Raw genomic sequence first — 23,263 nt, 5'->3', positions numbered from 1 at the left:
GGCAGGCGCCGAAGGCACCCGCCGGGGAAGGGCTCAGGGCTTGGCGATGCCGACCGAGTCCGGGGCAACCTCGATGGCCTTGGCCTTGTACATCGACCAGGTGGTGACCGACTGCCAGCGCTTGAGGAACTCTTCAGCTTCGGCGCCGTTGAGGTTCAGGCTCTGCGCGCCGAAGTTCTTCAGGAAGCCCTGGAACTCGGGGTTGGCAACGGCCTTGGCGTAGGCGTCGACCAGCTTCTGCTTGACGTCGTCCGGGGTGTCCTTGTGCACGAAGGCGCCCCAGAACGGGCCCCACGGCAGGTACTCGGCAATGGCCGGCAGGGACTTGGTGATCGGTTCCACGCCCGGCAGCTCCGGGGTTTCCTCGGTGGCGAACACGGCCAGGGCCTTGAGCTTGCCGCTGCGTACCAGTTCGCGGGCGGCGGCCAGGCTAAGGGGCATGAAGTCGATGTGCTTGCCCATCAGTGCTGTGATGCCGGGGCCGTCGCCACCGAAGGTCACTTCACGCACTTTCAGCTCGTCCACCGCGTTGATCATCGCGCTGACGGTGCTCGGCAGGCCGCCGGCGCCGGTGGAGCCCATGCGCAGGGTGTCCGGGTTGGCCTTGGCGGCGGCCATCAGTTCGGCCATGTTGTTGAACGGCGCGTCGGCGTTGGCGGCGATCACCACCACGTTCTGGCCGATGATGTTGACCGGGTAGAAGTCGGCGTAGTCGAAGTCGGCGAGTTTCAGCACTTTATAGAGCTGCGGGTTTTCGGCGCCGAGCAGGATGGTGTAGCCGTTCGGCCGCTGCTGCATGACGTGGGTGCTGCCGATCACAGCGGTGCCACCCGGGCGGTTGTTGAGGATGAACTTGCCGCCCAGTTCCTTTTCCACGTACGGAGTCAGGCTGCGCATGACGTTGTCGGTGGCGCCGCCTGCACCCCAGGGAATGACCGCCTGGATGCTGCGCTCGGGGTATTCGGCGTGGGCTGGCAGGGCCATGGTGAGGGCGCTGAGTCCGAGAGCGGCGCCAGTCAGTAGCGATTTGAACATGTGGAGACTCTCCATCGGTTGTTGTTGTGAGCCCCTGTCGGCCGGGGCACGCCTTGGAACCTGGGTATCAGCCGCGCGCCGAAGCGGGGCTGAACTTGCTCTTGAGTTTCTTCAGCAGCGGGGTGTTGCCCAGCAGGATCAGCACCACCGCGGCGCTGAGGATCAGCGACAGCGGGCTGGTGACCAGCCCTTGCAGCAGCTCCACCGGGTTGTCACCGGCCGAGGACATGGCCTGGCGGTACGAGGTGTCCATCAACGGGCCGAGGATGGCGCCGAGAATGATCGGGCCCATCTGGAAGCCGAAGATCTTCAGCAGGTAGCCGAGCACGCCGAAACCGAGCATCCAGTACACCTCGGTCATGCTGCTGTTGATCGAGTAGGTGCCGACCACGCAGAGCACGAGGATCAGCGGAATCAGCACGGCCTTGGGCATTTCCACGAACTTGGCGAAGAGCTTGATGCCCATCAGGCCGAAGATCATCAGAAACACGTTGGCCAGCAGCAGGTTACCGACGGTGAAGTAGAAGATGTGCGGGTTTTCCACCATCAGCATCGGGCCGGGATTGAGGCCATGCACCACCAGGGCACCGATGATCACTGCGGTGACTGCATCACCGGGCATACCCAGGGTCAGCATCGGCACGTAGGCGCCACCGACCGCCGCACTGTTGGCGGTTTCCGGGGCTACCAGGCCTTCGTAGGCACCCTTGCCGAAGGGCTTGGACGGATTCTTCACGGTGCGTTTGGCATGGTCGTAGGCCATCAGCGCGGCGATATCGCCGCCTACGCCCGGCAGTACGCCGACGATGACGCCAATGATCGAGGTGCGGATCGACAACGGCAGGAATTTCAGGACCATGGCGAAGGACGGCAGGATCTTGTCCACCTTCTGGCGGATGACCGGGCTGTCGAGGTTATGCAGTTGATAGAAGGCCTCGGCAACGCCGAACAGGCCGATCATCAGTACCACGTAGTGGATGCCGCCCATCAGCTCGACCTGGCCCAGGGTGAAACGCCCCTGCGCTGTCACCGGGTCCATACCGACCAGGCCGATCACCGCGCCGAGGGCAGCGGCGAAGATGCCTTTGGCCAGCGAACCTTCTGCCAGGCTGCCGACCAGCAGCAGGCCGATGGCGGCGACCAGGAAGTAGTCGCGCGGGGCGAAGCGCAGGGCCAGTTCACCGATCAGCGGTGCGGCGCTGGCGAGCATGATGGTGCCGACGATACCGCCGACCACCGACATCACGGTACTCAGGCCGATGGCACGACCGGCCTCACCCTGTTGCGCCAGCGGGTAGCCGTCGAAGGCCGTGGCCACCGAGGAAGGCGCGCCGGGGATGTTCAGCAGGATGGCGCTGCGCGAGCCACCGTAAACGCCGCCGATGAAGATGCCAACGATCAGCGCCAGCGCGTCGTTGACATCCCAGGAGAAGGTGAAGGACACCAGGATGGACACCGCCATGGTCACCGACAGGCCCGGGATGGCGCCGATATAGATGCCGGCGAAAGTGCCCAGCGCAGTCAGCATCAGCAGCTGCGGGTCACTCCAGGCCATCAGCAGGTAGGAAAGGGTATCGCTCATCTCGGGTGCCTCGTTATGGCAGGTAAACGCTGAACGCCAGGCTGAACAACAGATAGATCAGCACCAGCAACACAGCTGCGATCAGGATCGCGTTCAGTACGCGGCCGCCTCGCAGGTAGACGATCGACAGCACCAGAAAAGCGAAGGTGCTGACGTAGAAGCTGGCCCACTGGATCGCCGCCAGGTAGGCCACGGCCAGCAGGCCGAAGACCAGGGTGCGGCGCGGGAAGTGGGTGTCGCGAAATTGCTTGAAGGCATCCTGCCAGCCACTGCAGTCAGGCTTGGCCTTGCCGATCAGCTCGACGGCGATCTTCACCGCGGAGAGGATCATCACCAGCGCGACGCCGAGGGGAAACGCCCCGGGGGAATTGACCGAGGAGAAACCGGAAATCTGGTAGGCCAGGTAGAACACCACCAGGCTGGCCAGTAACAGCAGGACACAGAAGGTGCGCTCGCCGACCAGCATCTTGTCTGTCTTGTTCATGCTATCGCTCCGACAGAATGGGGGGAGGGTAAGGGGCTGAGTCAGGCTTTGCGCGCAGGCAGCAGTCTGGCAAGCAGCGAGCTGATCAGGCGCGGCCGAGAGCTCCCATGCATGTCATGAGAGGCAGGGGCGAGGGCAGGCATGGCTAGCGTCGATAGGGATGACCAGTCGTCGAGCAACGAGCTGGGCGCCGGACGAGGAGCGATCCTCGCTGTGGCAGGGGTGGCCGGGGCACGCAGGTGCATAGGCTGTGACATGACAATTGACCTTCTTATATTTATTGGCTGCTGAAACATTCGAAGCGTGATGCACCAGGCAGAAGATCACTTCGGTTTCAGGCGTGGTAGGAATAGTGGGCCGACCAGGCTGGCCATTTCAATTCGCTAAACGGGGTTTTGTTCGATAACCGAACAAGAACGAACCAGTTAGTACATTGTGCGTCGCGCTGGCAGTATCGCGCGTCCGTGGCCCAGCATCCAGAGGCAGGCTCCGGTCTGGCTCGCGTCGCCGGGCGCTTGTCTCTCAGCAGGCCGTTGGAAACGTAGGCGAGGCAGGCAAGACAAGGCAAAAACGACCGAAAAAGCGCAGTTTACGTTTTGTAAATGAGCATTTTGAGGTCGTTTTTAACGCAGTATTGCCAACGCAGGTAGTTCTCCTGCGGCCTGCTAGAATCGGCGCAAATTTTTCAGGACATTCTCATGGCCGGCAGTCAGATCGAACGCGCGCTCAGCCTTCTCGAAAGCCTCACTCGCGATGCCCGTGGCGTACAGATGCAGGCCCTGGCCGATGAGCTGGATATTCCCAAGAGCGCCACGCACCGCATGCTCGCCGAGCTTATGCGCCTGGGCTATGTGCGCCAGGATGCGCTCACCAGTCGCTATCGGCTGTCGACCAAACTGGTGGCGCTTGGCTTTCGCTACCTGGCCAATAGCGGCGCCGATGTGGTGCAGCCGATTCTCGATGCCTTGGCTGAAACCAGCGGCGAGCTGGTGCGCCTGGGCGTGATCGAGAGCGAGCGCCAGACCTGGATCGCCAAGAGCCAGGGAGCTCGTTCCGGCCTGCGTTACGACCCGGACATGGGGCGTGAGGCGCCGCTGTTCTATACCGCCTCCGGGCATGCCTGGCTGGCCAGCATGAGCGATGCAGACGCGTTGGCGTTGGTGGCGCGGCAGGGGATCGCCGACCCTGCCGGCTTCGGCCCCAACGCCCCGCGCAATGAACAGGAACTGCTGCAGCGCCTGGCGCTGGCGCGTCAGCAGGGCTATGCCTGGGTGATGGAAAGTTCGTCGCTGGGTACCGCTGCACTGGCCGCCGTGGTGCGTCACCCTGTCGAGGGACGAGTGCTCGGCGTGCTCAGCATTGCCGGGCCCAGTGCTCGTCTGCCTCTGACGCGTATCGAGCAACTGGCGCCTGAGCTGCTGGCCGCCGCTGCCGAACTGTCCGCCGCCAGCCCTGCCTCCGAACTGTTCGCCTGATCGGCTGGAAGGCAACGCGTCAACCTCAACGTAGGAGCGGCTTCAGCCGCGATCAGCGTCCTTCGCGGCACCGTCGCGCCTGCAGGTAATCCGGGCCTGATCCAAATCCGACCTTTCTCAAGGCGCGGTGCGCATCGCGCACCCTACGAATCCCAGGTCAACTTCTGGAGGGCAGCGAAGCCTGCGATATCCGCTGTTTTTCGTCTTGCGTAAATTTTGGAACTAGGTTCTAAATATTAAAAAGGTCTGCGCCTGATGTATTCGGTGCCTCCGCGTAAAGACGACAACAAGAGGATCAACGCGTGACTTCCCCCTTGCGTATTGCCCTGATCGGCGCTGGTGTCATGGGCCGCCAGCACCATCAGCACCTGCAGAACCTCACTGAGGCACGGCTCTGTGCCATCGCCGATCCCGGCCCCCAGGCCGCCGAGTTTGCGGCGCAATACGCTGTGCCTTGTTTCGCCGATCACCAGCAGATGCTGGAGCAGGTGCGGCCTGAAGCAGTGATCGTTGCCAACCCCAACGCACTGCATGTCAGTACCGCACTCGACTGCATTGCCGTAGGCGTGCCGGTGCTGCTGGAGAAACCGGTGGGCGTGCACCTGGACGAAGTGCGCGAGCTGGTGGCGGCCAGCGAACGCAGTGGCGTGCCGGTGCTGGTCGGCCATCATCGCCGACACAATCCGCTGATCGCCCGTGCCCGCGAGTTGATCGAGGAGGGCGCTCTGGGCCGACTGACCACGGTGACCGCGCTGTGGCAGGTGCAAAAGCCCGACAGCTACTACGACATTGCCTGGCGCCGCGAGGCCGGGGCCGGGATGCTGCTGACCAATCTGATTCACGACCTCGATCTGCTGCGGCACTTGTGCGGCGAAGTGCGCCAGGTACAGGCCATTACCAGCAATGGCGTACGCGGCTTCGCCAACGAGGACAGCGCAGCGGTGCTGCTGCAATTCGAAGGTGGCGCGCTTGGCAGCCTGACCGGCTCCGACGGCGTTGCCGCGCCCTGGAGCTGGGAGATGACATCAGGCGAGAACCCGGTCTACCCGCGCCAGGCCGATCAGCCCTGTTACCTGCTCGCCGGTACCCGCGGCGCCTTGAGCGTTCCACAGCTCAAGCGCTGGTATTACTGCGAGGCGGGCGCTGGCTGGCACCAGCCGTTGCAGCAGGTACAGGAGTACTTCGACGCAGGCGAGGCGCTGTACCGCCAGTTGCAGCATTTCGTCCAGGTCGCCCGTGGCCAGGTTGAGCCGCTGGTCAGCGCTGCCGATGCTGGTCGCACCCTGGCGTTGGTCGAGGCCATTCGCCAGGCGGCGGAAAGCGGCCTGGCCTGCGTCCCCGAAACCCTCTGAGCAGAGAATCATCATGAGCGAACGTATTCTTTCCCTGGCCGCCCTGACCGTGCTCGAGCTGTCGCCGCCGGAAATGGTCGAAGTAGCGGCGCGCGCCGGCTACAGCCATGTTGGCCTGCGTTTGGTACCGGCCACACCGGAGGAACATCACTTCCCGCTGGTGGCCGATGCCGCCCTGCGTGTGCAGACCCTGCAGCGTTTGCGCGATACCGGCATCCGGGTGCTCGATGTGGAAATCCTGCGCCTGAAGCCGGACACCCGCGTCGCCGATTTCGAGGCCATCCTCGCAGTAGGCGCCGAGTGCGGTGCCAGCGAACTGCTGGTGGCCGGCAATGATCCAGATGAAGCACGACTGACCGACAACTTCGCCGCGCTCTGTGATCTGTCAGCGCAGTACGGCCTGCATCCGCACCTGGAGTTCATGCCTTGGACCGACGCCCGCGATCTGGCCCAGGCGGCGCGTATCGTCGCCGCGGCGGGCCGCCCCAACGGCTGCGTGCTGGTCGATGCCTTCCACTTCGACCGCTCGGCTTCGCGCCTGCAAGACCTGGCGGCAGTGCCCGCCGAGCGCTTGCGCTACGCTCAGTTGTGCGACGTGGCCGGGCCTCGTCCAGCTGACATGGAGGAGATCCTGCGCCAAGCGCGCAACGAGCGGCGCTTTCCCGGTGATGGTGACTGCGATCTGCTCGGCTTGCTGCGAGCCCTACCGGCAAATATCCCGCTGAGCCTGGAAATTCCGACCCGACAGCTGCTGGAGCAGGGTGTCAGCGCATTGCAGCGAGCCCGCATGGCGCTGGAGAAGACCCGGCAGCTGCTCGGCCGTCAGTCGTGATGCAGTCAGTGCTTGCCGCAGTGGATGTAGGCGCTGGGCTGCGGTGGTCTGTATAGTTGGTTGCCTTGCTATCTTTTTGCGGCGAGTCCGCCTTCCGGGTATTTCATGAGTCTCACTCCATTGTCCGGTGCCAATCACCCGCTCAAGGGGATCGGCCTGATGGTGCTGGCGACCTTCCTGTTCGCCAGTCACGATGCCATGTCCAAATACCTGTCGGGTTTCTATCCGATCATCCTCATCGTCTGGGCACGCTACCTGGTGCACACCCTGCTGATGGCCGGCATCTTCCTGCCGCAATCCGGTTTGCGCGTGCTGCGTACCAAACGGCCTGGCCTGCAGGTGCTGCGGGCGCTGTGCCTGCTGGGCGTGAGCCTGCTGTTCACCACGGGGCTGATGTTCATCCCGCTGGCCGAGGCGACCTCGGTGATCTTTCTCGCACCGCTGCTGGTCACGGCGCTCTCGGTGCCCTTGCTCGGTGAACGCGTCAGCATTGGGCAATGGGTGGCGGTGATCATCGGCTTCGTCGGGGTGCTGATCATCGTGCATCCGGGCGGCAACCTGTTCACCCCGGCGGTGCTGTTGCCGCTGAGCGCAGCGCTGTGTTTCAGCTGCTATCAGATCCTCACCCGGCGCCTCAGTGAAGTGGACAGCGCGACCACTAGCAACTTCTTCGCCGGCCTGGTCAACACGCTGGTGATGAGTCTGCTGGTGCCGTTCTTCTGGCATGTGCCGAGCCTCACGCACGGTTTGATGATGCTGGCGCTAGGCGGCTGTGGCATGGCCGCGCACCTGCTGCTGACCCATGCCTTCCGCCATGCCGCGCCTGCCTTGCTGGCGCCGTTCGGCTATGTGCAGATCGTCTTCGCCGGGTTGCTGGGGCTGCTGGTGTTCCAGCACAAGCCGGATACCACGGCGATGATCGGTATCCTCATCATCTGCCTCAGTGGTTTGGCGGCTGCCTGGCAGAGCCGGAAACCGTCCCGGAAATGATCGATGTTCGATTATCGAACGGAAAACTAACCAGTTCGTTCATTTTGAATTGCTGATCTCTCCGACCCTGCCAATAATCCAGGCTACGAACAATCCATGAGCGCCGACCAACCGGCCGAGTGAGGGCTCATGAGCGCGTCTCGCCTCCCTCACTTTGCCCGCCACGGCGCCGCCTCAGCCCGGAGCCGTCTATGCAGCGTTCAATTGCCACCGTTTCCCTCAGCGGTACCCTGCCCGAGAAGCTCGAAGCCATTGCCGCCGCCGGCTTCGACGGTGTGGAAATCTTCGAGAACGACCTGCTCTACTACGACGGCAGCCCCACTGAGATCCGCAAGCGCTGTGCCGACCTCGGCCTGGCCATTACCCTGTTTCAGCCATTTCGCGACTTCGAAGGCTGCCGCCGCGACCGCCTGCAGCGCAACATCGACCGTGCCGAGCGCAAGTTCGACCTGATGCAGGAACTGGGAACCGACCTGGTGCTGGTGTGCAGCAACGTCGCCGCCGACTCGCTGGGCGACGATGAAATCCTCATCGACGACCTGCGCCTGCTCGGCGAGCGCGCCGGCGCACGCGGCCTGCGAATCGGTTACGAAGCCCTGGCCTGGGGCCGCCACGTCAATACCTATCAGCAGGTATGGAAGCTGGTGCGCCAGGCCGACCATCCGGCCGTCGGGGTGATCCTCGACAGTTTCCATACCCTGTCGCTCAAGGGCGACCCGAGCGCCATCGCCGATATCCCTGGCGACAAGATCTTCTTCGTGCAGATGGCCGATGCGCCGATCCTGGCCATGGACGTGCTGGAATGGAGCCGTCATTTCCGCTGCTTCCCGGGGCAGGGCGAATTCGATCTGGCCGGTTTCCTCGCGCCGATCCTGCGCACCGGCTACCGCGGTCCGCTGTCGCTGGAAATCTTCAACGATGGTTTCCGTGCCGCGCCGCCGCGTCAGAACGCCGCCGACGGCCTGCGCTCGCTGCTCTATCTCGAGGAGAAGACCCACAAGCGTCTCGAGAAAGAGGGGCATCAGATCGAGCCGGGCGTGCTCTTCACCCCGCCTGCGGCCCACCGCTACGACGGCGTGGAGTTTCTCGAATTCGCCGTCGACGAGGCCGTCGGCGCGCGTCTGTCAGGCTGGCTGGAGCGACTGGGCTTTGCCCATGCCGGCCAGCATCGCTCCAAGGACGTCAGCCTGCTGCGCCAGGGCGATATCAACATCGTGCTCAACGCCGAACCTTATTCCTTCGCGCACAACTTCTTCGAGTCCCATGGCCCGTCACTGTGTGCCACCGCGCTGCGGGTGAAGGATGGTGCCGCTGCGTTGCAGCGCGCCTGCGATTATCGGGGCCAGCCCTATCGCGGCCTGGTCGGCCCCAACGAGCGGGAAGTGCCGGCAGTGCGCGCTCCCGATGGCAGCCTGATCTATCTGGTGGAGCAGGCGGGAGCAGGGCAGACCATCTACGACAGCGACTTCAGCCTGGACGCCAATGCCCAGGCCAGCGGCGGGCTGCAGCGCATCGATCACATGGCGCTGGCACTACCAGCCGATTCCATGGATAGCTGGGTGCTGTTCTACAAGAGCCTGCTCGACTTCGAAGCGGACGACGAAGTGGTCCTGCCCGATCCTTACGGCCTGGTGAAAAGCCGCGCGATTCGCAGCCGTTGCAGTTCGATTCGCCTGCCGCTGAACATCTCGGAAAACCGTAACACCGCAATTGCCCACGCCCTGTCCAGCTATCAGGGCTCCGGCGTGCACCACATCGCCTTCTCCTGCGAAGACATCTTCGCCGAAGTGGCGCGGGCCAAGGAGGCAGGCGTGCCGCTACTGGAAATCCCGCTGAACTACTACGACGATCTGGCCGCGCGCTTCGACTTCGACGACGAGTTCCTCAGCGAGCTGGCCTATTACAACGTGCTCTACGACCGCGATGCCCAGGGTGGCGAGCTGTTCCATGTCTACACCGAGCCGTTCGAGGAACGCTTCTTCTTCGAAATCATTCAGCGCAAGGGCGGCTATGTCGGCTATGGCGCGGCCAACGTTGCGGTGCGTCTGGCCGCCATGGCCAAGGCGCGCAGCGGTGGCTTGAAGCGTCCGCGGTTATAAGTGGGTGCAGGTGGCAGCCTGTCCGGTTGCCGCTGCGGCCTGCCATAATCCGCTCCACCAATACCTATAAAAAAGACCATTGCCGTATGACCGAAGCCGTTGCCAACCTGGCCACTCAACCTCTCGAGGTGGTGCGCAAGGTACGTAAGAACAATCCGGAGAAAACTCGCGAGAGCATTCTCCAGGCCGCCATCACGGAGTTCGTTCAGCAGGGCCTGTCCGGCGCCCGCGTGGACGCCATCGCCGAGCGTACCGCGACCTCGAAGCGGATGATCTACTACTACTTCGGCAGCAAGGAACAGCTCTATCTCGAGGTGCTGGTCAAACTCTACGGCGATATCCGCGGTACCGAGAGTCGCCTCGATCTGGCCTCCTTGCCACCGGTGCTGGCGATCCGTCGGCTGGTGGAGTTCACCTTCGATCACCATGACCGCAACGTCGACTTCGTGCGCATCGTCAGCATCGAGAACATCCACTACGGCGAGTACGTCAAGCAGTCGCCGGTCATCCGCCAGATGAGCAACGTGGTGCTCGACACCCTCGGCAAGACCCTGCGTCGCGGCGAGGAAGAGGGCGTGTTCCGCCCCGGTATCGATGTGCTCGATGTGCACCTGCTGATCAGTTCGTTCTGTTTCTACCGGGTGTCCAACCGCCATACCTTTGGCGAGATCTTCCAGATCGATCTGCCCGACGAGCAGGTCAAGCAGCGCCACAAGGCGATGATCTGCGAGGCGGTGCTGCGTTATATCCAGGGCTGAAGATCGGTGCGGATATGCAAAGGGCCCTGGCGGCGTTGTCGCTGCCAGGGCCCTTTTTGCATGAGTACGCTCAGAAACTGGCGAAATGCGCCTGCATGCGTTCGGCATCGGCCGGGCGGCCGCTGAACAGTTCGAACGCCTTGACCGCCTGGAATACCGCCATGGTGCCGCCATCCAGGGTGCGGCAGCCCAGGGCGCGAGCGTGGCGCAGCAGTTCGGTTTCCAGCGGAAAATAGATGATCTCGGCCACCCACAGCCCGGCATGCAGCAGCTCCACCGGCAGCGGTGTGCCCGGCAGTTTGGCCATGCCCACCGGCGTGGTGTTGACCAGCCCATCGGCAGCGGCGACTTCACCGGCCAGGTCTACACCGGCGATGGCGCGCTCGGCGCCAAAGTGAGCGTTGAGATTGTCCGCCAGGGCCTGGGCGCGGCCGGGCTCCACTTCGAAAATGCACAGGCGTTCGACGCCTTCGGCGAGCAGGGCATGGGCCACGGCTGCGCCTGCGCCGCCTGCCCCCATCTGCACCACGCGCCGGCGAGCCACGTTGGGCAGGCCGCGACGCAAGCCCTCGGCGAAACCCAGGCAGTCGGTGTTGTGGCCGACCCGCTTGCCGTCCTTGAGTACCACGGTGTTCACCGCGCCAATACCACGCGCCTCGCTCGACAGCTCATCGAGCAGCGGGATGATCGCCTGCTTGGCCGGGAAGGTGATGTTGAGACCAGTAAAGCCCATGTGCTGCGCCGCATCGAGCAGGCTCGGCAGCGCGTCGAGGTCGAGGCCCAACTGATCGAGGTCGATCAGGCGGTAGAGGTAGCGCAGCCCCTGCGCATCGCCTTCGCGTTCGTGCATGGCGGGCGTGCGGGAAGCCTGAATGCCTTTGCCGATTAGGCCGGCGAGAATGCCGCTGGTAACGGAGGACATGGTCTTAACCCTTGAGCGATTGAGCGAAGTACTGCAGGCCCAGTCGGTAACCCTGACTGCCGAGCCCACAAATGACACCGACGGCAATCGGCGAGACGAAGGAGTGATGACGGAACGGTTCGCGCTTGTGCACGTTGGACAGATGCACCTCGATGACCGGTAGTTCGCTGGCTACCAGGGCATCGCGGATGGCCACCGACGTGTGAGTCCAGGCTGCCGGATTGATCAGGATGCCGGCGCAGCGCCCTCGTGCGGCATGAATCCAGTCGAGCAGTTCGCCCTCATGGTTGGTCTGGCGAAACTCGATCTTCAAGCCGTGTTCGGCGGCAGTATCGGCGCAAAGCCGGGAAATGTCGGCGAGGGTTTCATGGCCATAGGTAGCCGGTTCGCGGGTTCCGAGCAGGTTCAGATTGGGGCCGTTGAGTACAAGAATGCAGGGCGTCATGGGGTATCTCTTGTTGTTGTGACGTGACTGCAAGAAAAATGTACTAACTGGTTAATTCAGTCAATTCAGCGGTTGCTAGTTAAAGCGTGCAAGAAAAAGCCCGACACCCTCGAGCGGGGCGTCAGGCTCAGTAAAATCGCGGGTTGCGGGGGTTTTCGGCAAGGCCGAAGGATGCTCGCAAAGTGGGCGATTATCGCCCGGTGGCTAGCTGCTTTCGCCAGCCTGCGCCACCTGATTGCGGCCGCTGTGCTTGGCCAGGTACAGGCCTTCATCGGCTTTTATCACCAGGCTCAGCGGGTCATGTTCCACAGAGGGGCGGATGGTGGCGATACCGATGCTTACGCTGATTGGCGAGCCCGGCTTGGGGAGGTCGTGAGGAATACCCATCCCTTCCACTGCGCGGCGGATCTTTTCTGCCTGCAGGCGCGCGCCGCCGGCTGCCGTGCCGGGCATGATCACCGCGAATTCCTCGCCACCGTAGCGGGCTGCCAGATCGGTGGCGCGTGTGCAACTGCCGCGCAGCGACTCACCAACGCGGCGCAATACTTCATCGCCAGCGACGTGGCCGTGCTGGTCGTTGTAGGCCTTGAAATAGTCGACGTCGATCATCAGCAGCGACAGTTCGCTCTGATCGCGCAGGGCGCGGCTCCACTCGATCTCCAGGTATTCGTCGAAGTAGCGGCGGTTGGCCAGGCCGGTGAGGCCGTCGGACTTGATCAGGCGCTGCAGCACCAGATTGGTATCGAGCAACTGCTGCTGGCTTTCGCGCAGGGCACGGTAGGCTTCGTCGCGCTGCAGCATGGTCAGGTAGGAACGCGAGTGGTATCGAATGCGCGCGAGCAGTTCGATCACATCCGGCAGCTTGACCAGGTAATCGTTGGCACCGGCGGTGAAGGCGGCGCTCTTGACCTTGGGGTCTTCCTTGGTCGACAGCACGATGATCGGCACATCGCGCAGGCCGGGCGCCGCGCGGTATTGGGCGAGTAGCTCGAGGCCGTCGACACCGGGCATGATCAGGTCCTGCAGGATCACCGTCGGCTTGATCTGCTGAGCCACGCTCAGCGCCTGGTGCGGGTCGGAGCAGAAGTGGAAGTCGATATCGCTCTCTTCACTCAGGGCACGTCGCACGGCTTCGCCGATCATGGCCTGGTCGTCGACCAGCAGCACCATCATCGAATAGTCGGGCAAACCGTGATGATGGTTGGAGTTACCTTGAGGCCGTTGCATAAGCGCGTCTCCGCCTTTGTTTTCGTAGGTTACGCGGCTGCTTTGGCCGCGGTTGGCGTTTTTAGCCCAGGCGCTCGATCAGGCGCGCGGGAATTCTGTCCAGGGCTAGCACTTCTGCTGCGGCACCCAGTGCCACGGCGGCCTTGGGCATGCCGTAGACGGCGCTGCTGGCCTGGTCCTGGGCGATGGTATGAAAGCCGCGTTCGCGCATCAGCTTCAGGCCCCTGGCACCATCGCGGCCCATGCCCGTCAGCAACACGCCGATAGCATCACCTCGCCAGTAGGTGGCCACACTTTCGAAGAATACATCGATAGAGGGCCGGTAGACCTGATCGGCAGGTTCGCGTCGATAGACCAGGCGCCCCTCTGGCGCCAGGTACAGGTGGTTGTTGGTGCCGGCCAGCAGCACGGTAGCCGGCTGCAACACTTCGCCTTCCCGCGCCAGGCGCACGGGGATGTGCGCTTCACTGCCGAGCCACTGTGCCATACCGGCAGCGAAGACTTCGTCGACATGCTGAACGAGCACGATGCTGGCCGGAAAGTCCGCCGGGATCTGCCGCAGCAACTCCACCAGCGAGGCCGGGCCGCCCGCCGATGCACCGATGGCTACCAGGCTCTTGCTGCGGTTTTCAGTGCTGCGCATGGGTGTCGGTTTGACCGAGCGCGAGGTCTTGTGGCCGATCATCCAGGCGATGTTGTGAATCTTGCGCCGCACGGTCGCGGCATCGAGCACCTGTTGCGGGCCCAGCGATGGCGCGGCAACCACATCCAGCGCACCGGCGCCCATGGCGTCGAACACCCGCGACATGTTGCGCTCGACATCCGAGGTGACGATGAGGATGGCGCAGGGGGTGTCGTGCATGATCCGCCGGGTCGCCTCCACGCCGTCCATGCCGGGCATAAGCATGTCCATCAGCAGCAGGTCGGGCAGGTCGTCGCGGCAGCGGCTGACCGCTTCCTCGCCGTTGCTGGCGACCCAGATCAACTGGTACTCGGGTTCTGCCGCCAGCGCACGGCGCAGGGCTTCGACCGCCAAGGGCATGTCGTTGGCAATGGCGATCCTCATTCGCGGGCCTCACCGATCAGGGTTTGTACGGCGTCCAGCAGCGCTTCGTCGTGGAAGCTGGCCTTGGCCAGGTAATAATCGGCGCCGGCCTCCAGGCCCCGGCGGCGATCCTCTTCGCGGTCCTTGTACGACACCACCATCACCGGCAGCGAGCGCAGGCGTGGGTCCTGGCGTACCAGGGTGACCAGCTCGATACCGTCCATGCGCGGCATGTCGATATCGGTGATCAGCAGGTCGAAGGTCTCGGCACGCAGGGCGTTCCAGCCATCCATGCCGTCGACGGCGACCGATACCTGATAACCGCGGCTAAGCAGTAGTTTGCGCTCCAGTTCGCGCACGGTGAGCGAGTCATCCACCACCAGCACGCGCTTGCTGACAGTCTGGCGCGCGTGGCTGGCATGGTCGACACGCTCCAGGTGGCCGGTGCCGAGCAATTTACCCACCGAGTTGAGCAGGTCGTCGACGTCGAGGATCAGCACCGGCGTGCCGTCGTGTAGCAGGGCGCCGGCCGCGACGTCACGCACCTTGCCCAGGCGTCCATCGAGCGGCATCAGCACCAGGGTGAACTCGCCGAGGAAGGCTTCGACCGCCAGACCGTGGTATTGCTCGCGGTCACGAATCAGCACGATGGGGATGCTGTCATCATCGCCCTGTTTCTCATTGCATTGCAGCAGCTGTGCGGCGGAGATCAGGCCGACGTGCTCGTCCTCCAGCCAGAAATGCTGGCGCCCCTCGAGCTGGACGATGGCGCTGCGCGGCAGACGCAGCATGCGTTCGATCTGCGCCAGCGGAAAGGCATAGGCCTCGCCGCCGATGGTCACCACGAGCGCGCGCACCACCGAGAGCGTCAATGGCAGTTCGAGGTGGAACAGACAGCCCTGATCGGGGGTCTGCAGCAGTCGCACGTTGCCGCGCATGCGGCGAATCTCGTGTTGCACCACGTCGAGGCCGACACCGCGACCGGAGACTTCGGTGACCTGCTGGCTCATGCTGAAACCAGGCAGGAAGAGGAAGGCCAGCAGCTCTTCCTCGGTCATCTGCTCAACCTGCTCGGCGGTGGCGAAACGGCGTTTGACCACCGCCTGGGCAACGCGCTCGAGGTCGATACCGGCGCCGTCGTCGCTGACCTCCAGCACCAGCATGCCAGCGTGATGACGCGCGCGCAGTTGCACCACACCTTCTTCCGGCTTGCCCTTGCGAGCGCGTAGCGCCGGCGGCTCGATGCCATGGTCGACGGCGTTGCGCAGCAGGTGTGTCAGCGGCGCCTCCAGGCGTTCCAGTACGTCGCGGTCGACCTGGGTGTTGTCGCCTTCGATTTCCAGGCGCACCTGTTTGCCCAGCGAGCGGCCCAGGTCACGTAGCATGCGTGTGTGCCCGGTGAGCACGTCGGCGAAGGGGCGCATGCGTGAGGCCAGGGCCAGGTCGTAGAGTTGCTGCGTGCGTTGCCCGCCGTACCAGACGAAGTCGTCGAACAGTTCCTGATGGGCTTGCAGCTGTTGTTGGCATTCGATCAGCAGGTTGCGGCTCTCGGCGAACAGCGCCTGGGCGGAGGCGTCCAGCTCCGTGCCGAGCAGGTGCTCGCGCAGGCTCTCCAGGGTGCGGCGTGCCGACTCCTGTTGGCGCTTGAGGCGATGCAGCGAATCGTTCAGCGGCTTGGTGCGCTGGAATTCCACCAGCGATTTACCGGACAGGTCGATCAGGTGATCGAAGCGCTCGGCCGACACCCGCAATACGCGGCTGATGCGTTCGTCTGCGACCGGCTCGGCTGCTTGTGGCGCAGGCGTCGGCAGTGGTTCGGGTTTGCTGGGGGCTGCCGTTTCGGCGGCAAACGCGGCGCTTTCACCTGGTTGCACGCGCAGTGCCGGTACGGCGTTGCCAAGCAGCACCTGTAGGCGTGTGGTGACGGTTTCTACACGTGCTTCCAGCTCGGCGTCCTGTTGTGCCTGGCCGATGCGCAGGAGCAGGTCGGAGCCTTGCAGCAGGGCGTCGATATGATCGGGCAGCAGCCGTAGCAGGCCTTCCTGGGCGGCGACCAGCAGGTCCTCCATGGCGTGGGCGACCTGCACGCCATGGTCCAGGCCAACGATGCGCGCTGCGCCCTTGAGCGAGTGCGCGGCGCGCATGCAGGCTTCCAGCTGGCTGGCGTTGGCCGGGTCGCGCTCGAGAATCAGCAGGCCGGTGTCGAGCACCTGCTTCTGCGCCTCGGCCTCCAGCCGGAACAGGTCGAGCAGCGATGCATCCCTCATCTGGTCCGGTGTCACGCGAGGCTCCCGATCATGGTTTGCAGCAACTGTTCGTCGTCGAGCAGGGTAATGCTCTGTTCCTGCCATTGCAGGACGCCCGCAGTGAAACGGCTGATGGCGCGCTTGTCGTCATGTTTGACGCTGCTGATGCGTGCCACAGGGATGCGCTGGATGCCGCTGACCTCATCCACCGGCGTCACCAGCGGGCCGCTGTCGCTTTCCAGAATCAGCATGCGCGGGATCACCCGGCGCTCGCCACGGCGCGCATCCTGCTGCGTGTCGAGGCCGAGCAATTCGGCCAGCGACAGGCAGGCGACCAGGGTGCCGCGTACGTTGGTCACGCCCAGCAGGCCATGGCTGTTGCGGTGTGGCAGTACGTGGATCGGCGAGACCGGCATCACCTCGGCCAGGCAGCGCGTGGCGATGGCCAGCCATTGTTCACCAAGGCGGAAGATCAGCAGTGAGCGTTGTGCGCCCTGCGCCTGCTCGGTCTCGCCTTGGCCGTAGTCGTCATCGCCACGCTCCAGGGCGCTGCCATAGCGGTCGAGCAGGGCGATGGCCGCTGCGCCGTAAACCTCGCAGTTGCGACAGTGAATATGTCGCTCCAGCTGCGGGCAGCTCTTGTCGCCGAATACGCCGATGCGATTCCAGCAATCGTCCACGACAGCCTGGCTGTGCAGCAGGTCCTGATCAGTCACGTTCGCCTACCTCGGGGTTCTGCGCGCGGCGATACAGGCGTTGGGCACCGCTCTGGTCGCCTTGCGCTTCCAGATGTGCGGCCAGGTGGGTGAGCGCCTCGCGGTGCTGCGGTTCGAGATAGATCGCTTTGCGGTAGTAGGCGCAGGCCTGGTCACCCTTACCTGCCGCATCGCAGAGCAGGCCCAACCAGTAATAAGCGGCGGCGCTGGGGCCGTTGAGTTGCAAATGCTGCTCGCTATGCCGGCGCGCCTCGTCGATACGGCCGGCGTTGGCCAGGTTGGCGACTTCGCTCCAGATATCCACAGCCTGCGCTTGTGGCGCCGCTGCGCTCAGCGTTCTGCTTGCGGGGCGTGGCCTGCTCGGCTGGATGGCGCGCGTTGGTATCACTGCTGCTGGGCGCGTGCGGCTGGCGGGTACCCGCGTCGGCACGCTCATTACTGGTTGGGCCGGGGCCATGCGAAAGGCGAAGGTCTGCTGCCGACCCAGTGCCTGCAGACCGTTCTGGCTGGCTAGGCTGGCCTCGGCCGGGCCTATGAACAGCGTGCCACCCTCCTGCAACTGGCGCTTGAGCAGTTCCAGCACGCGCACCTGGGTCGGGCGATCGAAATAGATCAGCAGGTTGCGGCAGAAGATGAAGTCGTAGCTGGGTTCGCCGGCGAACAGGCTGGGGTCGAGCAGGTTACCGGTGCGCAGCCTGACGCCGGTGCGCACCCGCTCGTCGAGGAGAAAGCCTCCGGTGTCCTGCTCATGGAAAAAACGATCGCGAAAGGCCAGGGCATCGCCGCGGAACGAGTTGCGCCCGTAGAGGCCCTTGCGTGCCTGTTCCAACACCTTGTCGCTGACGTCCAGCGCCTCGATCTGAAACTGTTCGGCGGAAAAACCGGCATCGAGCAAGGTCATGGCGATGGAGTAGGGCTCTTCACCGCTGGAACAGGGCAGGCTGATCAGGCGCAGCGGCCGGCCGCCGTGCAGTTGGGCGTGGCGTTCCTGGGCCAGACTTGCCAGTGCCTTGAACGATTCCGGGTAGCGGAAGAACCAGGTTTCCGGCACCACCACGGCTTCCACCAGCGCCTGCTGCTCGCGCGGCGAACCACCGAGAGTGGTCCAGTAGCCTTCCAGGTTCTGCTGGCCGAGGGCGCTCATACGCTGACGGACGGCGCGTTCGATCACCGTGCGGCCGACCGATTCGGCTTCCAGGCCGATGCGGCTTTTCAGCAGGCGCTCGATATGCTCGATCATGCCGTCAGCCCTGTTCCGCCGGTTGGAACAGCAGGGCGCGTACCTCGTCGTCGAGCAGCCCGGCGACCTCGATGCGCTGGATCATGCCGCGGGCATCGCGCTGCAGCGGCCCAAGGTAATCCGCCTGGCCGGCTTCCAGGCCGCTGGCCTTGAAGGCGTCGCTGGGCAGGCGCAGGGTGTCGGTGGCGTGCTCCAGAATCAGCCCGAGCACCGGTGCTTGCTCGCCCTGTTGCATGTCGAAGCGCACCAGCACCAGCCGCGTACTGCTGCGGGGCAGGGCGGGGCGCCCCAGCACGCGGCGGCTGAGATCGATCACCGGGGTCACCCGGTTGCGATGCTCGAACAGCCCGGCCACCCACTGTGGTGCTTCGGGCACCTGTTTCAGGCGGCGCAGCGGCAGCACTTCGACCACCTGACTGGCGGGCAGAGCGTAGCGATCGTCACCGAGCTGAAACTGCAAGTGCAGTTCGCCGGCTGCTGCTTTGCTGGAAACCGGCATGTTCAGACCTTGAAGCGGCTGACGCCAACGCGCAGGTTGTTGGCCACCTGGTTGAGTTCATCGATGGCGGCGCCGGCCTGGCGCAGCGAATCGACGGTCTGGCTGCTGGCTTCGCCGAGCTGCACCAGCGCCTGGTTGATCTGTTCGGCGCCAGTGGACTGCGCCTGCATGCCTTCGTTGACCATCTGGATGCGTGGCGCCAGGGCCTGCACCTGCTGGATGATCTGACTGAGCTGGTCGCCCATCTGCGCCATCTCGCCGATGCCGCGGCGCACTTCCTCGGAGAACTTGTCCATGCCCATCACGCCGGCGGATACCGCGGACTGGATCTCGCGCACCATCTGCTCGATGTCGTAGGTGGCCACGGCGGTCTGGTCGGCCAGGCGACGCACTTCCACGGCCACCACGGCGAAGCCCTTGCCATACTCGCCGGCTTTTTCCGCCTCGATGGCGGCGTTGAGTGAAAGCAGGTTGGTCTGATCCGCCACCTTGACGATGGTGGTCACCACCTGGGTGATATTGCCGGCCTTCTCGTTGAGGATCGAGAGCTTGCCGTTGACCACGTCGGCCGCGCCCATCACCTGATGCATGATTTCTTCCATGCGGGCCAGGCCCAACTGGCCGGTGCCGGCGAGAATCGAGGTCTGCTCGGCGTTATCCGATACCTCGCCCATGGTGCGGACCAGGTCGCGCGAAGTGGCGGCGATCTCCCGTGAAGTTGCACCGATCTCGGTGGTGGTGGCGGCGGTCTCGGTGGCCGTGGCCTGCTGCTGACGCGAGGTGGCGGCGATCTCGGTGACCGAGGTGGTCATCTGCACTGCCGAGCGCTGGGCGTTGCCGACCAGGTTCTTGAGCTCGCCGACCATGCTGTTGAAGCCCAGCTCGATGGCGTTGAATTCGTCGCGTCGGTGCAGGTCGAGCTTCACCGACAGGTCGCCGCTTTCCAGGGATTTGAGGGTGCTGACGATGCGGTTCACCGGTGTGGTGATGGCGTTCATCAACAGCCAGCCGCATACGGCGGAGACGAGGATGGCCAGCAGGATGGCGATCAGCAAGCCTGCCTCCATGATGCGCACCGCGCTACGAATTTCGTGCGCAGCGGCGTCGGCCTGACTGCGATTCATCTCGATCAGCTCGCTTAGCAGGCTCTCGCCTTTTTCCCAGTCGGGAAACACGCGTTCAGCACTGAACTGACGAGCCTGCTTGAGTTCGATGCTCGGCAAACTGTCGAGCAACTGCCCGTGGCGGTTCAGATACTGACGTTGCACCTGACGGAATTGCTCGGCCAGCGCGAGTTCCTGATCGTCCGCCGTGGCGCTCTGGTAGCGGCCGAATTCCTCATCGATCGCCTGCTCCAGCGTGGCGAACTGGTCACGGTAGTTGTTGAGCAGGGTGGCAACGTCTTCATCGACGGCACGCAACAGCAGGCGGCGGGTGTCGAGCATGTGACGGGACCAAAGCTCCTGTGCCTTGCTCGGGTAATACAAGCCCGGGATCGACTCATTGCGAATGCCATTGGCCTCGTTCTCGATCTGCACCAGGCGAGCATAAGAGGCGCCAGCCAGCAGAACCAGAATGGCGATGATCAGCAGGAAGCTGACAATGATTCGATTGCGTACGGTCAGGTTCATCATGTCCATTGGGCCTGGCAGGTCAGTTTTGCTCATCGATTACAGCACACCAGCGTGTCGCCGTTTTGTCTGGGTGTAACGAATGTGTACCGATTGCCTGGCGAAAGGCAATAAAAAAGCCGGCTTGTGGCCGGCTTTTTTACTTCTCAATCAATTGATTTGAAAGAAATAACAATCTCCAGAGGCTCCTCCTCTGATCGCGTCGTTATTGGCAGGCGCCAGGCACACGGCAGGCGCAGGTTGTCGGCACATGGCAGGCGTGATCTTTACAGCGCATGGCCTGAGCCTCATTGCCGCCGCCTGGGTAGGCGCCGAAGTGTTTTTCGTAAAGCGCGACGGTATGAGCGAATGCATTCGTCAGTTCCTGATAGTCCTCCTGGCCGTAGATGCCGAAGTAGGGGTAGTGATCGATGAAGCGGCCAAATACCTGATGGCAGTCCTCGCGGTAGGCGCGGGTATCGAGAATGTGTGCATGCCAGATGGCATCGACCTGCTTGCTCGGAACCAGCGCCACCGCTGGGTACAGGCACTTGAGTGTCAGGAAACGGCGGTACTCCAGCTCTGCCGCCTCCCATTGCTCAGCGCTCATCTCAGCCTCGGATGAGGCCGTGTACTTGTGCTTCAGGCGTGCAAAATCCAGCAGGCTGACCTGCATCTCCAGGCCATCGGCGGCCAGTAGCGGTTGTTTCAGTGCAATGATTGCAGTCATGGGTGTTTCTCCAGTGAATGAAAGGAATCAGGGCTTGAGAGCCCGCCTTCGTTTCAGTTCACGTTCGAAACACTGGCGGCTGACCAGACTGTGCGGCACGTAGCCGTTGGCGCTGATGCGATAAAGCAGACGCCAGGCGCAACCCAGCTTGAAACGTACCAGGCCGTTGCGGCAGCGCACGCGCTTGCCACCCAGTGCAGTGAAGGGAGTACCTAGACGCAGCGCCTGATCGATTTCCAGGGCTTTGTGCTGATGGCAGGGGCTGACCTGATGAGGGCAGCGGGTGAGGATTGATTGAATGGTGTGCATGACTGGCTCCGTTGGGATGACGGAGCCAGTGTTTATATGTTGAATCCACTACCAAGACCGTTCATCGCCACGTATCCAGCAGCTCATCGAAGGCGCGTGCTTCTTCATAGCGGCGCAGGATCATTTGGCGATACTGCAGCAGCAGGGGATTCTGGGTGTTCAGGGCGAGTGCTGCCGAGTGCGCCTGTTCCAGCTCGCCATTGAGGTAGTGAGCCATCATGCTGTCGCCTAGTGACAGGGCCGCTGTCTGGCAGGCGAGTGCCCGCAGCAGGTTGCCGCCATAGTCGTCCAGGCCCATCTGCGGCAGGGTGTTGTTATCGAAGGGGTTGGGTAAGCGCACCTGCTTGAGGTCAACGTCCGATTCGAGCAGGTCGAGCAAGCGCAGCAGCTCCTGATTGATCAGCCCCAGACTGGCGACCGATTGCCGCTCCAGCAGTAGGCTCCGGGCCCAGTCGGCATGCTCGCGGCGAACCTTGGGTTGCTCGAACAGGCGCAGAACCGTTTTCGGTTCACCGAAGATACCGTGCAGCACTATGGCATTGCTCAGCCCGACCAGATCACTGCGCGGCAGCGTCCAACGCTTGCGGCCGTTCGTGACGTAGCTGATTTCTTCTTCCTGTAACTGCAACACCTTGGCTTGGCTCAGCGCCTTGACCAAGGTGTTTACCGCATTGCGCAGCACCGGATGGCGAGCCACGGGAATACCGAACAGGCGCTCCACCGCCTGGGGCAGGGTCAGCCCCTGTTCAACGGCCACAGGCAGTTGCCAGCAAGGTGTCGACATCCTGCGGTTGCTCGAAGGCATGGCTGACGATGGTATTGGCCTGCTCACGCCAGTCGTTGGTGTTGCAGGTATTCTTGCGTTGGTACTCGTCCAGCACGCCTCGGCAATAACCGGCGCGCATCGCCTCGGAAAGTGAAGCGAACTGAGCTGCGGCAAAACGCAATTCGTCGCGTTTGTTGTAGATGCTGACCAACTCGCGGCAGCCGTCGATCAATCGGGCGGCATCGGTATTGGCCTGGCTGGCCTGGAACGGCAGGCTGAAAAGAGTCAACGCACACAGCGGGTACAGGTAGTTCACAGCGAGACTTCCTTGTCGGGAGTAGAGGCGAGTGTAGGTTCCTGGCGCAGCGCCTTTTGTTTCGGCTGGGTGGCTACAGCATCGAGTGGGCGAGTAGGCGCGCCGAGATACAGGGCCAGCAGCACCATAGCCAGGCCAATGATCTCGTAAGTCTTGAGGGCCATATCGCCATCGTTCATGGCATCTGCAGTGCCCTGCCATTCCATGGGCAGGCTCATTGCCCACAGTGCTAACAGTAGCCATAGCCCCATCAGGGTGAATTGGGTGATCAACGCTATGCCCTGTACGCTCAGCCCTCGCGCCAGACCGCGCCAGAAGCCATAGCCGAATTGCCGGGCGTAATGGCAATGCCGCCAGGCCAGCAGCGCTGCCAGCACCATGAAGGCCCATTCGAACTGGGAGATATCGGCCAGCCCTTCGCCGTATTCGAACACGATGCAGGTTGCCGCGATCAGGGCGGTCAGGCCCGTCAGCCAGAGAGCCAAATGTTTGAGACCGCGCAGCACATAACCGACGGCGTGGTTCAGGCCGATATCGAGTTGTTCCAGCAGAAGGCTTGGTATGGGGAGCTGCATGGGGCGTCCT

At 63.4% G+C, this 23,263-nt stretch carries 23 protein-coding genes; 6 read left to right on the top strand and 17 right to left on the bottom strand.

The window, feature by feature from the left end:
* Nucleotides 1–33: 33 nt before the first annotated feature.
* The 3 genes from JWV26_RS06365 to JWV26_RS06355 form a co-directional block, all read right to left on the bottom strand.
* Nucleotides 34–1,035, bottom strand: coding sequence for a tripartite tricarboxylate transporter substrate binding protein (locus tag JWV26_RS06365; RefSeq protein ID WP_206418654.1), 1,002 nt, complete (start codon nucleotides 1,033–1,035; stop codon nucleotides 34–36).
* A 67-nt stretch (nucleotides 1,036–1,102) separates the two neighbouring features.
* Nucleotides 1,103–2,617: a tripartite tricarboxylate transporter permease gene (locus JWV26_RS06360; protein WP_074918607.1), complete on the bottom strand. Its 1,515-nt coding sequence runs from the start codon at nucleotides 2,615–2,617 to the stop codon at nucleotides 1,103–1,105.
* Nucleotides 2,618–2,630: 13 nt separating this feature from the next.
* Entirely contained in the window at nucleotides 2,631–3,101 is a 471-nt protein-coding gene (locus JWV26_RS06355) for a tripartite tricarboxylate transporter TctB family protein (RefSeq protein WP_093053162.1), read from the bottom strand.
* Nucleotides 3,102–3,799: 698 nt separating this feature from the next.
* Between JWV26_RS06355 and JWV26_RS06350 the strand changes: the two genes are divergently transcribed.
* The 6 genes from JWV26_RS06350 (at nucleotide 3,800) to JWV26_RS06325 (ending at nucleotide 10,607) form a co-directional block, all read left to right on the top strand.
* Nucleotides 3,800–4,576, top strand: a complete 777-nt coding sequence (locus tag JWV26_RS06350; RefSeq protein WP_206418653.1) for an IclR family transcriptional regulator — start codon at nucleotides 3,800–3,802, stop codon at nucleotides 4,574–4,576.
* A gap of 302 nt (nucleotides 4,577–4,878) precedes the next feature.
* On the top strand, nucleotides 4,879–5,928 hold the full coding sequence (locus tag JWV26_RS06345) for a Gfo/Idh/MocA family protein (protein ID WP_206418652.1): 1,050 nt from the start codon (nucleotides 4,879–4,881) through the stop codon (nucleotides 5,926–5,928).
* Between the two features lie 13 nt (nucleotides 5,929–5,941).
* Entirely contained in the window at nucleotides 5,942–6,760 is an 819-nt protein-coding gene (locus tag JWV26_RS06340) for a sugar phosphate isomerase/epimerase family protein (protein WP_206418651.1), read from the top strand.
* A gap of 105 nt (nucleotides 6,761–6,865) precedes the next feature.
* Nucleotides 6,866–7,750: a DMT family transporter gene (locus tag JWV26_RS06335; RefSeq protein ID WP_206418650.1), complete on the top strand. Its 885-nt coding sequence runs from the start codon at nucleotides 6,866–6,868 to the stop codon at nucleotides 7,748–7,750.
* Between the two features lie 191 nt (nucleotides 7,751–7,941).
* Nucleotides 7,942–9,849 (top strand): 3-dehydroshikimate dehydratase QuiC, encoded by a 1,908-nt coding sequence (gene quiC / locus JWV26_RS06330; RefSeq protein WP_074918616.1) that lies wholly within the window; start codon nucleotides 7,942–7,944, stop codon nucleotides 9,847–9,849.
* A gap of 86 nt (nucleotides 9,850–9,935) precedes the next feature.
* A complete protein-coding gene (locus JWV26_RS06325; protein WP_045736196.1) occupies nucleotides 9,936–10,607 on the top strand; it encodes a TetR/AcrR family transcriptional regulator in 672 nt (223 codons plus the stop codon).
* A gap of 70 nt (nucleotides 10,608–10,677) precedes the next feature.
* On the opposite strand, the gene JWV26_RS06320 is transcribed toward JWV26_RS06325, so the two are convergent.
* The 14 genes from JWV26_RS06320 to JWV26_RS06255 form a co-directional block, all read right to left on the bottom strand.
* Complete coding sequence (locus JWV26_RS06320; protein WP_074918618.1) at nucleotides 10,678–11,529, bottom strand: shikimate dehydrogenase; 852 nt, start codon at nucleotides 11,527–11,529, stop codon at nucleotides 10,678–10,680.
* A gap of 4 nt (nucleotides 11,530–11,533) precedes the next feature.
* Nucleotides 11,534–11,974 (bottom strand): type II 3-dehydroquinate dehydratase, encoded by a 441-nt coding sequence (aroQ, locus tag JWV26_RS06315; RefSeq protein ID WP_055987317.1) that lies wholly within the window; start codon nucleotides 11,972–11,974, stop codon nucleotides 11,534–11,536.
* 204 nt (nucleotides 11,975–12,178) lie between these two features.
* On the bottom strand, nucleotides 12,179–13,201 hold the full coding sequence (locus JWV26_RS06310) for a response regulator (protein ID WP_206418649.1): 1,023 nt from the start codon (nucleotides 13,199–13,201) through the stop codon (nucleotides 12,179–12,181).
* 61 nt (nucleotides 13,202–13,262) lie between these two features.
* Entirely contained in the window at nucleotides 13,263–14,267 is a 1,005-nt protein-coding gene (gene cheB / locus JWV26_RS06305) for a chemotaxis response regulator protein-glutamate methylesterase (protein WP_206418648.1), read from the bottom strand.
* Nucleotides 14,264–16,528, bottom strand: a complete 2,265-nt coding sequence (locus JWV26_RS06300; RefSeq protein ID WP_206418647.1) for a hybrid sensor histidine kinase/response regulator — start codon at nucleotides 16,526–16,528, stop codon at nucleotides 14,264–14,266. Before JWV26_RS06300 ends, cheB begins: the two co-directional genes overlap by 4 nt.
* A complete protein-coding gene (locus JWV26_RS06295) occupies nucleotides 16,525–17,208 on the bottom strand; it encodes a chemotaxis protein CheW (protein ID WP_206418646.1) in 684 nt (227 codons plus the stop codon). The genes JWV26_RS06300 and JWV26_RS06295 overlap by 4 nt, the downstream gene beginning before the upstream one ends.
* Nucleotides 17,201–18,448, bottom strand: a complete 1,248-nt coding sequence (locus JWV26_RS06290) for a CheR family methyltransferase (RefSeq protein ID WP_206418645.1) — start codon at nucleotides 18,446–18,448, stop codon at nucleotides 17,201–17,203. Before JWV26_RS06290 ends, JWV26_RS06295 begins: the two co-directional genes overlap by 8 nt.
* A gap of 4 nt (nucleotides 18,449–18,452) precedes the next feature.
* Complete coding sequence (locus JWV26_RS06285) at nucleotides 18,453–18,947, bottom strand: chemotaxis protein CheW (RefSeq protein WP_206418644.1); 495 nt, start codon at nucleotides 18,945–18,947, stop codon at nucleotides 18,453–18,455.
* 2 nt (nucleotides 18,948–18,949) lie between these two features.
* Nucleotides 18,950–20,614: a methyl-accepting chemotaxis protein gene (locus tag JWV26_RS06280; RefSeq protein ID WP_373422866.1), complete on the bottom strand. Its 1,665-nt coding sequence runs from the start codon at nucleotides 20,612–20,614 to the stop codon at nucleotides 18,950–18,952.
* A 169-nt stretch (nucleotides 20,615–20,783) separates the two neighbouring features.
* On the bottom strand, nucleotides 20,784–21,287 hold the full coding sequence (locus tag JWV26_RS06275; RefSeq protein WP_206418643.1) for a glycine-rich domain-containing protein: 504 nt from the start codon (nucleotides 21,285–21,287) through the stop codon (nucleotides 20,784–20,786).
* A 27-nt stretch (nucleotides 21,288–21,314) separates the two neighbouring features.
* Complete coding sequence (locus JWV26_RS06270; RefSeq protein WP_206418642.1) at nucleotides 21,315–21,596, bottom strand: ParE family toxin-like protein; 282 nt, start codon at nucleotides 21,594–21,596, stop codon at nucleotides 21,315–21,317.
* 61 nt (nucleotides 21,597–21,657) lie between these two features.
* Nucleotides 21,658–22,380, bottom strand: coding sequence for a hypothetical protein (locus JWV26_RS06265; RefSeq protein ID WP_206418641.1), 723 nt, complete (start codon nucleotides 22,378–22,380; stop codon nucleotides 21,658–21,660).
* Nucleotides 22,343–22,678: a hypothetical protein gene (locus JWV26_RS06260; RefSeq protein ID WP_206418640.1), complete on the bottom strand. Its 336-nt coding sequence runs from the start codon at nucleotides 22,676–22,678 to the stop codon at nucleotides 22,343–22,345. Before JWV26_RS06260 ends, JWV26_RS06265 begins: the two co-directional genes overlap by 38 nt.
* The gene (locus JWV26_RS06255; RefSeq protein ID WP_206418639.1) at nucleotides 22,675–23,253 is read right to left on the bottom strand and encodes a hypothetical protein; all 579 of its coding nucleotides are present in this window, start codon (nucleotides 23,251–23,253) and stop codon (nucleotides 22,675–22,677) included. The genes JWV26_RS06260 and JWV26_RS06255 overlap by 4 nt, the downstream gene beginning before the upstream one ends.
* Nucleotides 23,254–23,263: the final 10 nt, after the last annotated feature.

The sequence above is a fragment of the Ectopseudomonas toyotomiensis genome (assembly GCF_017167985.1).
Taxonomy (GTDB): domain Bacteria; phylum Pseudomonadota; class Gammaproteobacteria; order Pseudomonadales; family Pseudomonadaceae; genus Aquipseudomonas; species Aquipseudomonas toyotomiensis.
Note: the sequence above shows the minus strand (reverse complement) of the source record. Positions and strands in the feature narration are given on the sequence as shown.

Coding starts and splice junctions, on each gene's coding strand:
- JWV26_RS06310 (WP_206418649.1), bottom strand. CDS start 13,201: ATGCAACGGCCTCAAGGTAACTCCAACCATCATCACGGTTTGCCCGAC.
- JWV26_RS06350 (WP_206418653.1), top strand. CDS start 3,800: ATGGCCGGCAGTCAGATCGAACGCGCGCTCAGCCTTCTCGAAAGCCTC.
- JWV26_RS06255 (WP_206418639.1), bottom strand. CDS start 23,253: ATGCAGCTCCCCATACCAAGCCTTCTGCTGGAACAACTCGATATCGGC.
- JWV26_RS06355 (WP_093053162.1), bottom strand. CDS start 3,101: ATGAACAAGACAGACAAGATGCTGGTCGGCGAGCGCACCTTCTGTGTC.
- JWV26_RS06270 (WP_206418642.1), bottom strand. CDS start 21,596: ATGCACACCATTCAATCAATCCTCACCCGCTGCCCTCATCAGGTCAGC.
- JWV26_RS06265 (WP_206418641.1), bottom strand. CDS start 22,380: ATGTCGACACCTTGCTGGCAACTGCCTGTGGCCGTTGAACAGGGGCTG.
- JWV26_RS06290 (WP_206418645.1), bottom strand. CDS start 18,448: ATGATCGAGCATATCGAGCGCCTGCTGAAAAGCCGCATCGGCCTGGAA.
- quiC (WP_074918616.1), top strand. CDS start 7,942: ATGCAGCGTTCAATTGCCACCGTTTCCCTCAGCGGTACCCTGCCCGAG.
- JWV26_RS06360 (WP_074918607.1), bottom strand. CDS start 2,617: ATGAGCGATACCCTTTCCTACCTGCTGATGGCCTGGAGTGACCCGCAG.
- cheB (WP_206418648.1), bottom strand. CDS start 14,267: ATGAGGATCGCCATTGCCAACGACATGCCCTTGGCGGTCGAAGCCCTG.
- aroQ (WP_055987317.1), bottom strand. CDS start 11,974: ATGACGCCCTGCATTCTTGTACTCAACGGCCCCAATCTGAACCTGCTC.
- JWV26_RS06340 (WP_206418651.1), top strand. CDS start 5,942: ATGAGCGAACGTATTCTTTCCCTGGCCGCCCTGACCGTGCTCGAGCTG.
- JWV26_RS06280 (WP_373422866.1), bottom strand. CDS start 20,614: ATGAGCAAAACTGACCTGCCAGGCCCAATGGACATGATGAACCTGACC.
- JWV26_RS06275 (WP_206418643.1), bottom strand. CDS start 21,287: ATGACTGCAATCATTGCACTGAAACAACCGCTACTGGCCGCCGATGGC.
- JWV26_RS06365 (WP_206418654.1), bottom strand. CDS start 1,035: ATGTTCAAATCGCTACTGACTGGCGCCGCTCTCGGACTCAGCGCCCTC.
- JWV26_RS06335 (WP_206418650.1), top strand. CDS start 6,866: ATGAGTCTCACTCCATTGTCCGGTGCCAATCACCCGCTCAAGGGGATC.
- JWV26_RS06285 (WP_206418644.1), bottom strand. CDS start 18,947: ATGCCGGTTTCCAGCAAAGCAGCAGCCGGCGAACTGCACTTGCAGTTT.
- JWV26_RS06320 (WP_074918618.1), bottom strand. CDS start 11,529: ATGTCCTCCGTTACCAGCGGCATTCTCGCCGGCCTAATCGGCAAAGGC.
- JWV26_RS06325 (WP_045736196.1), top strand. CDS start 9,936: ATGACCGAAGCCGTTGCCAACCTGGCCACTCAACCTCTCGAGGTGGTG.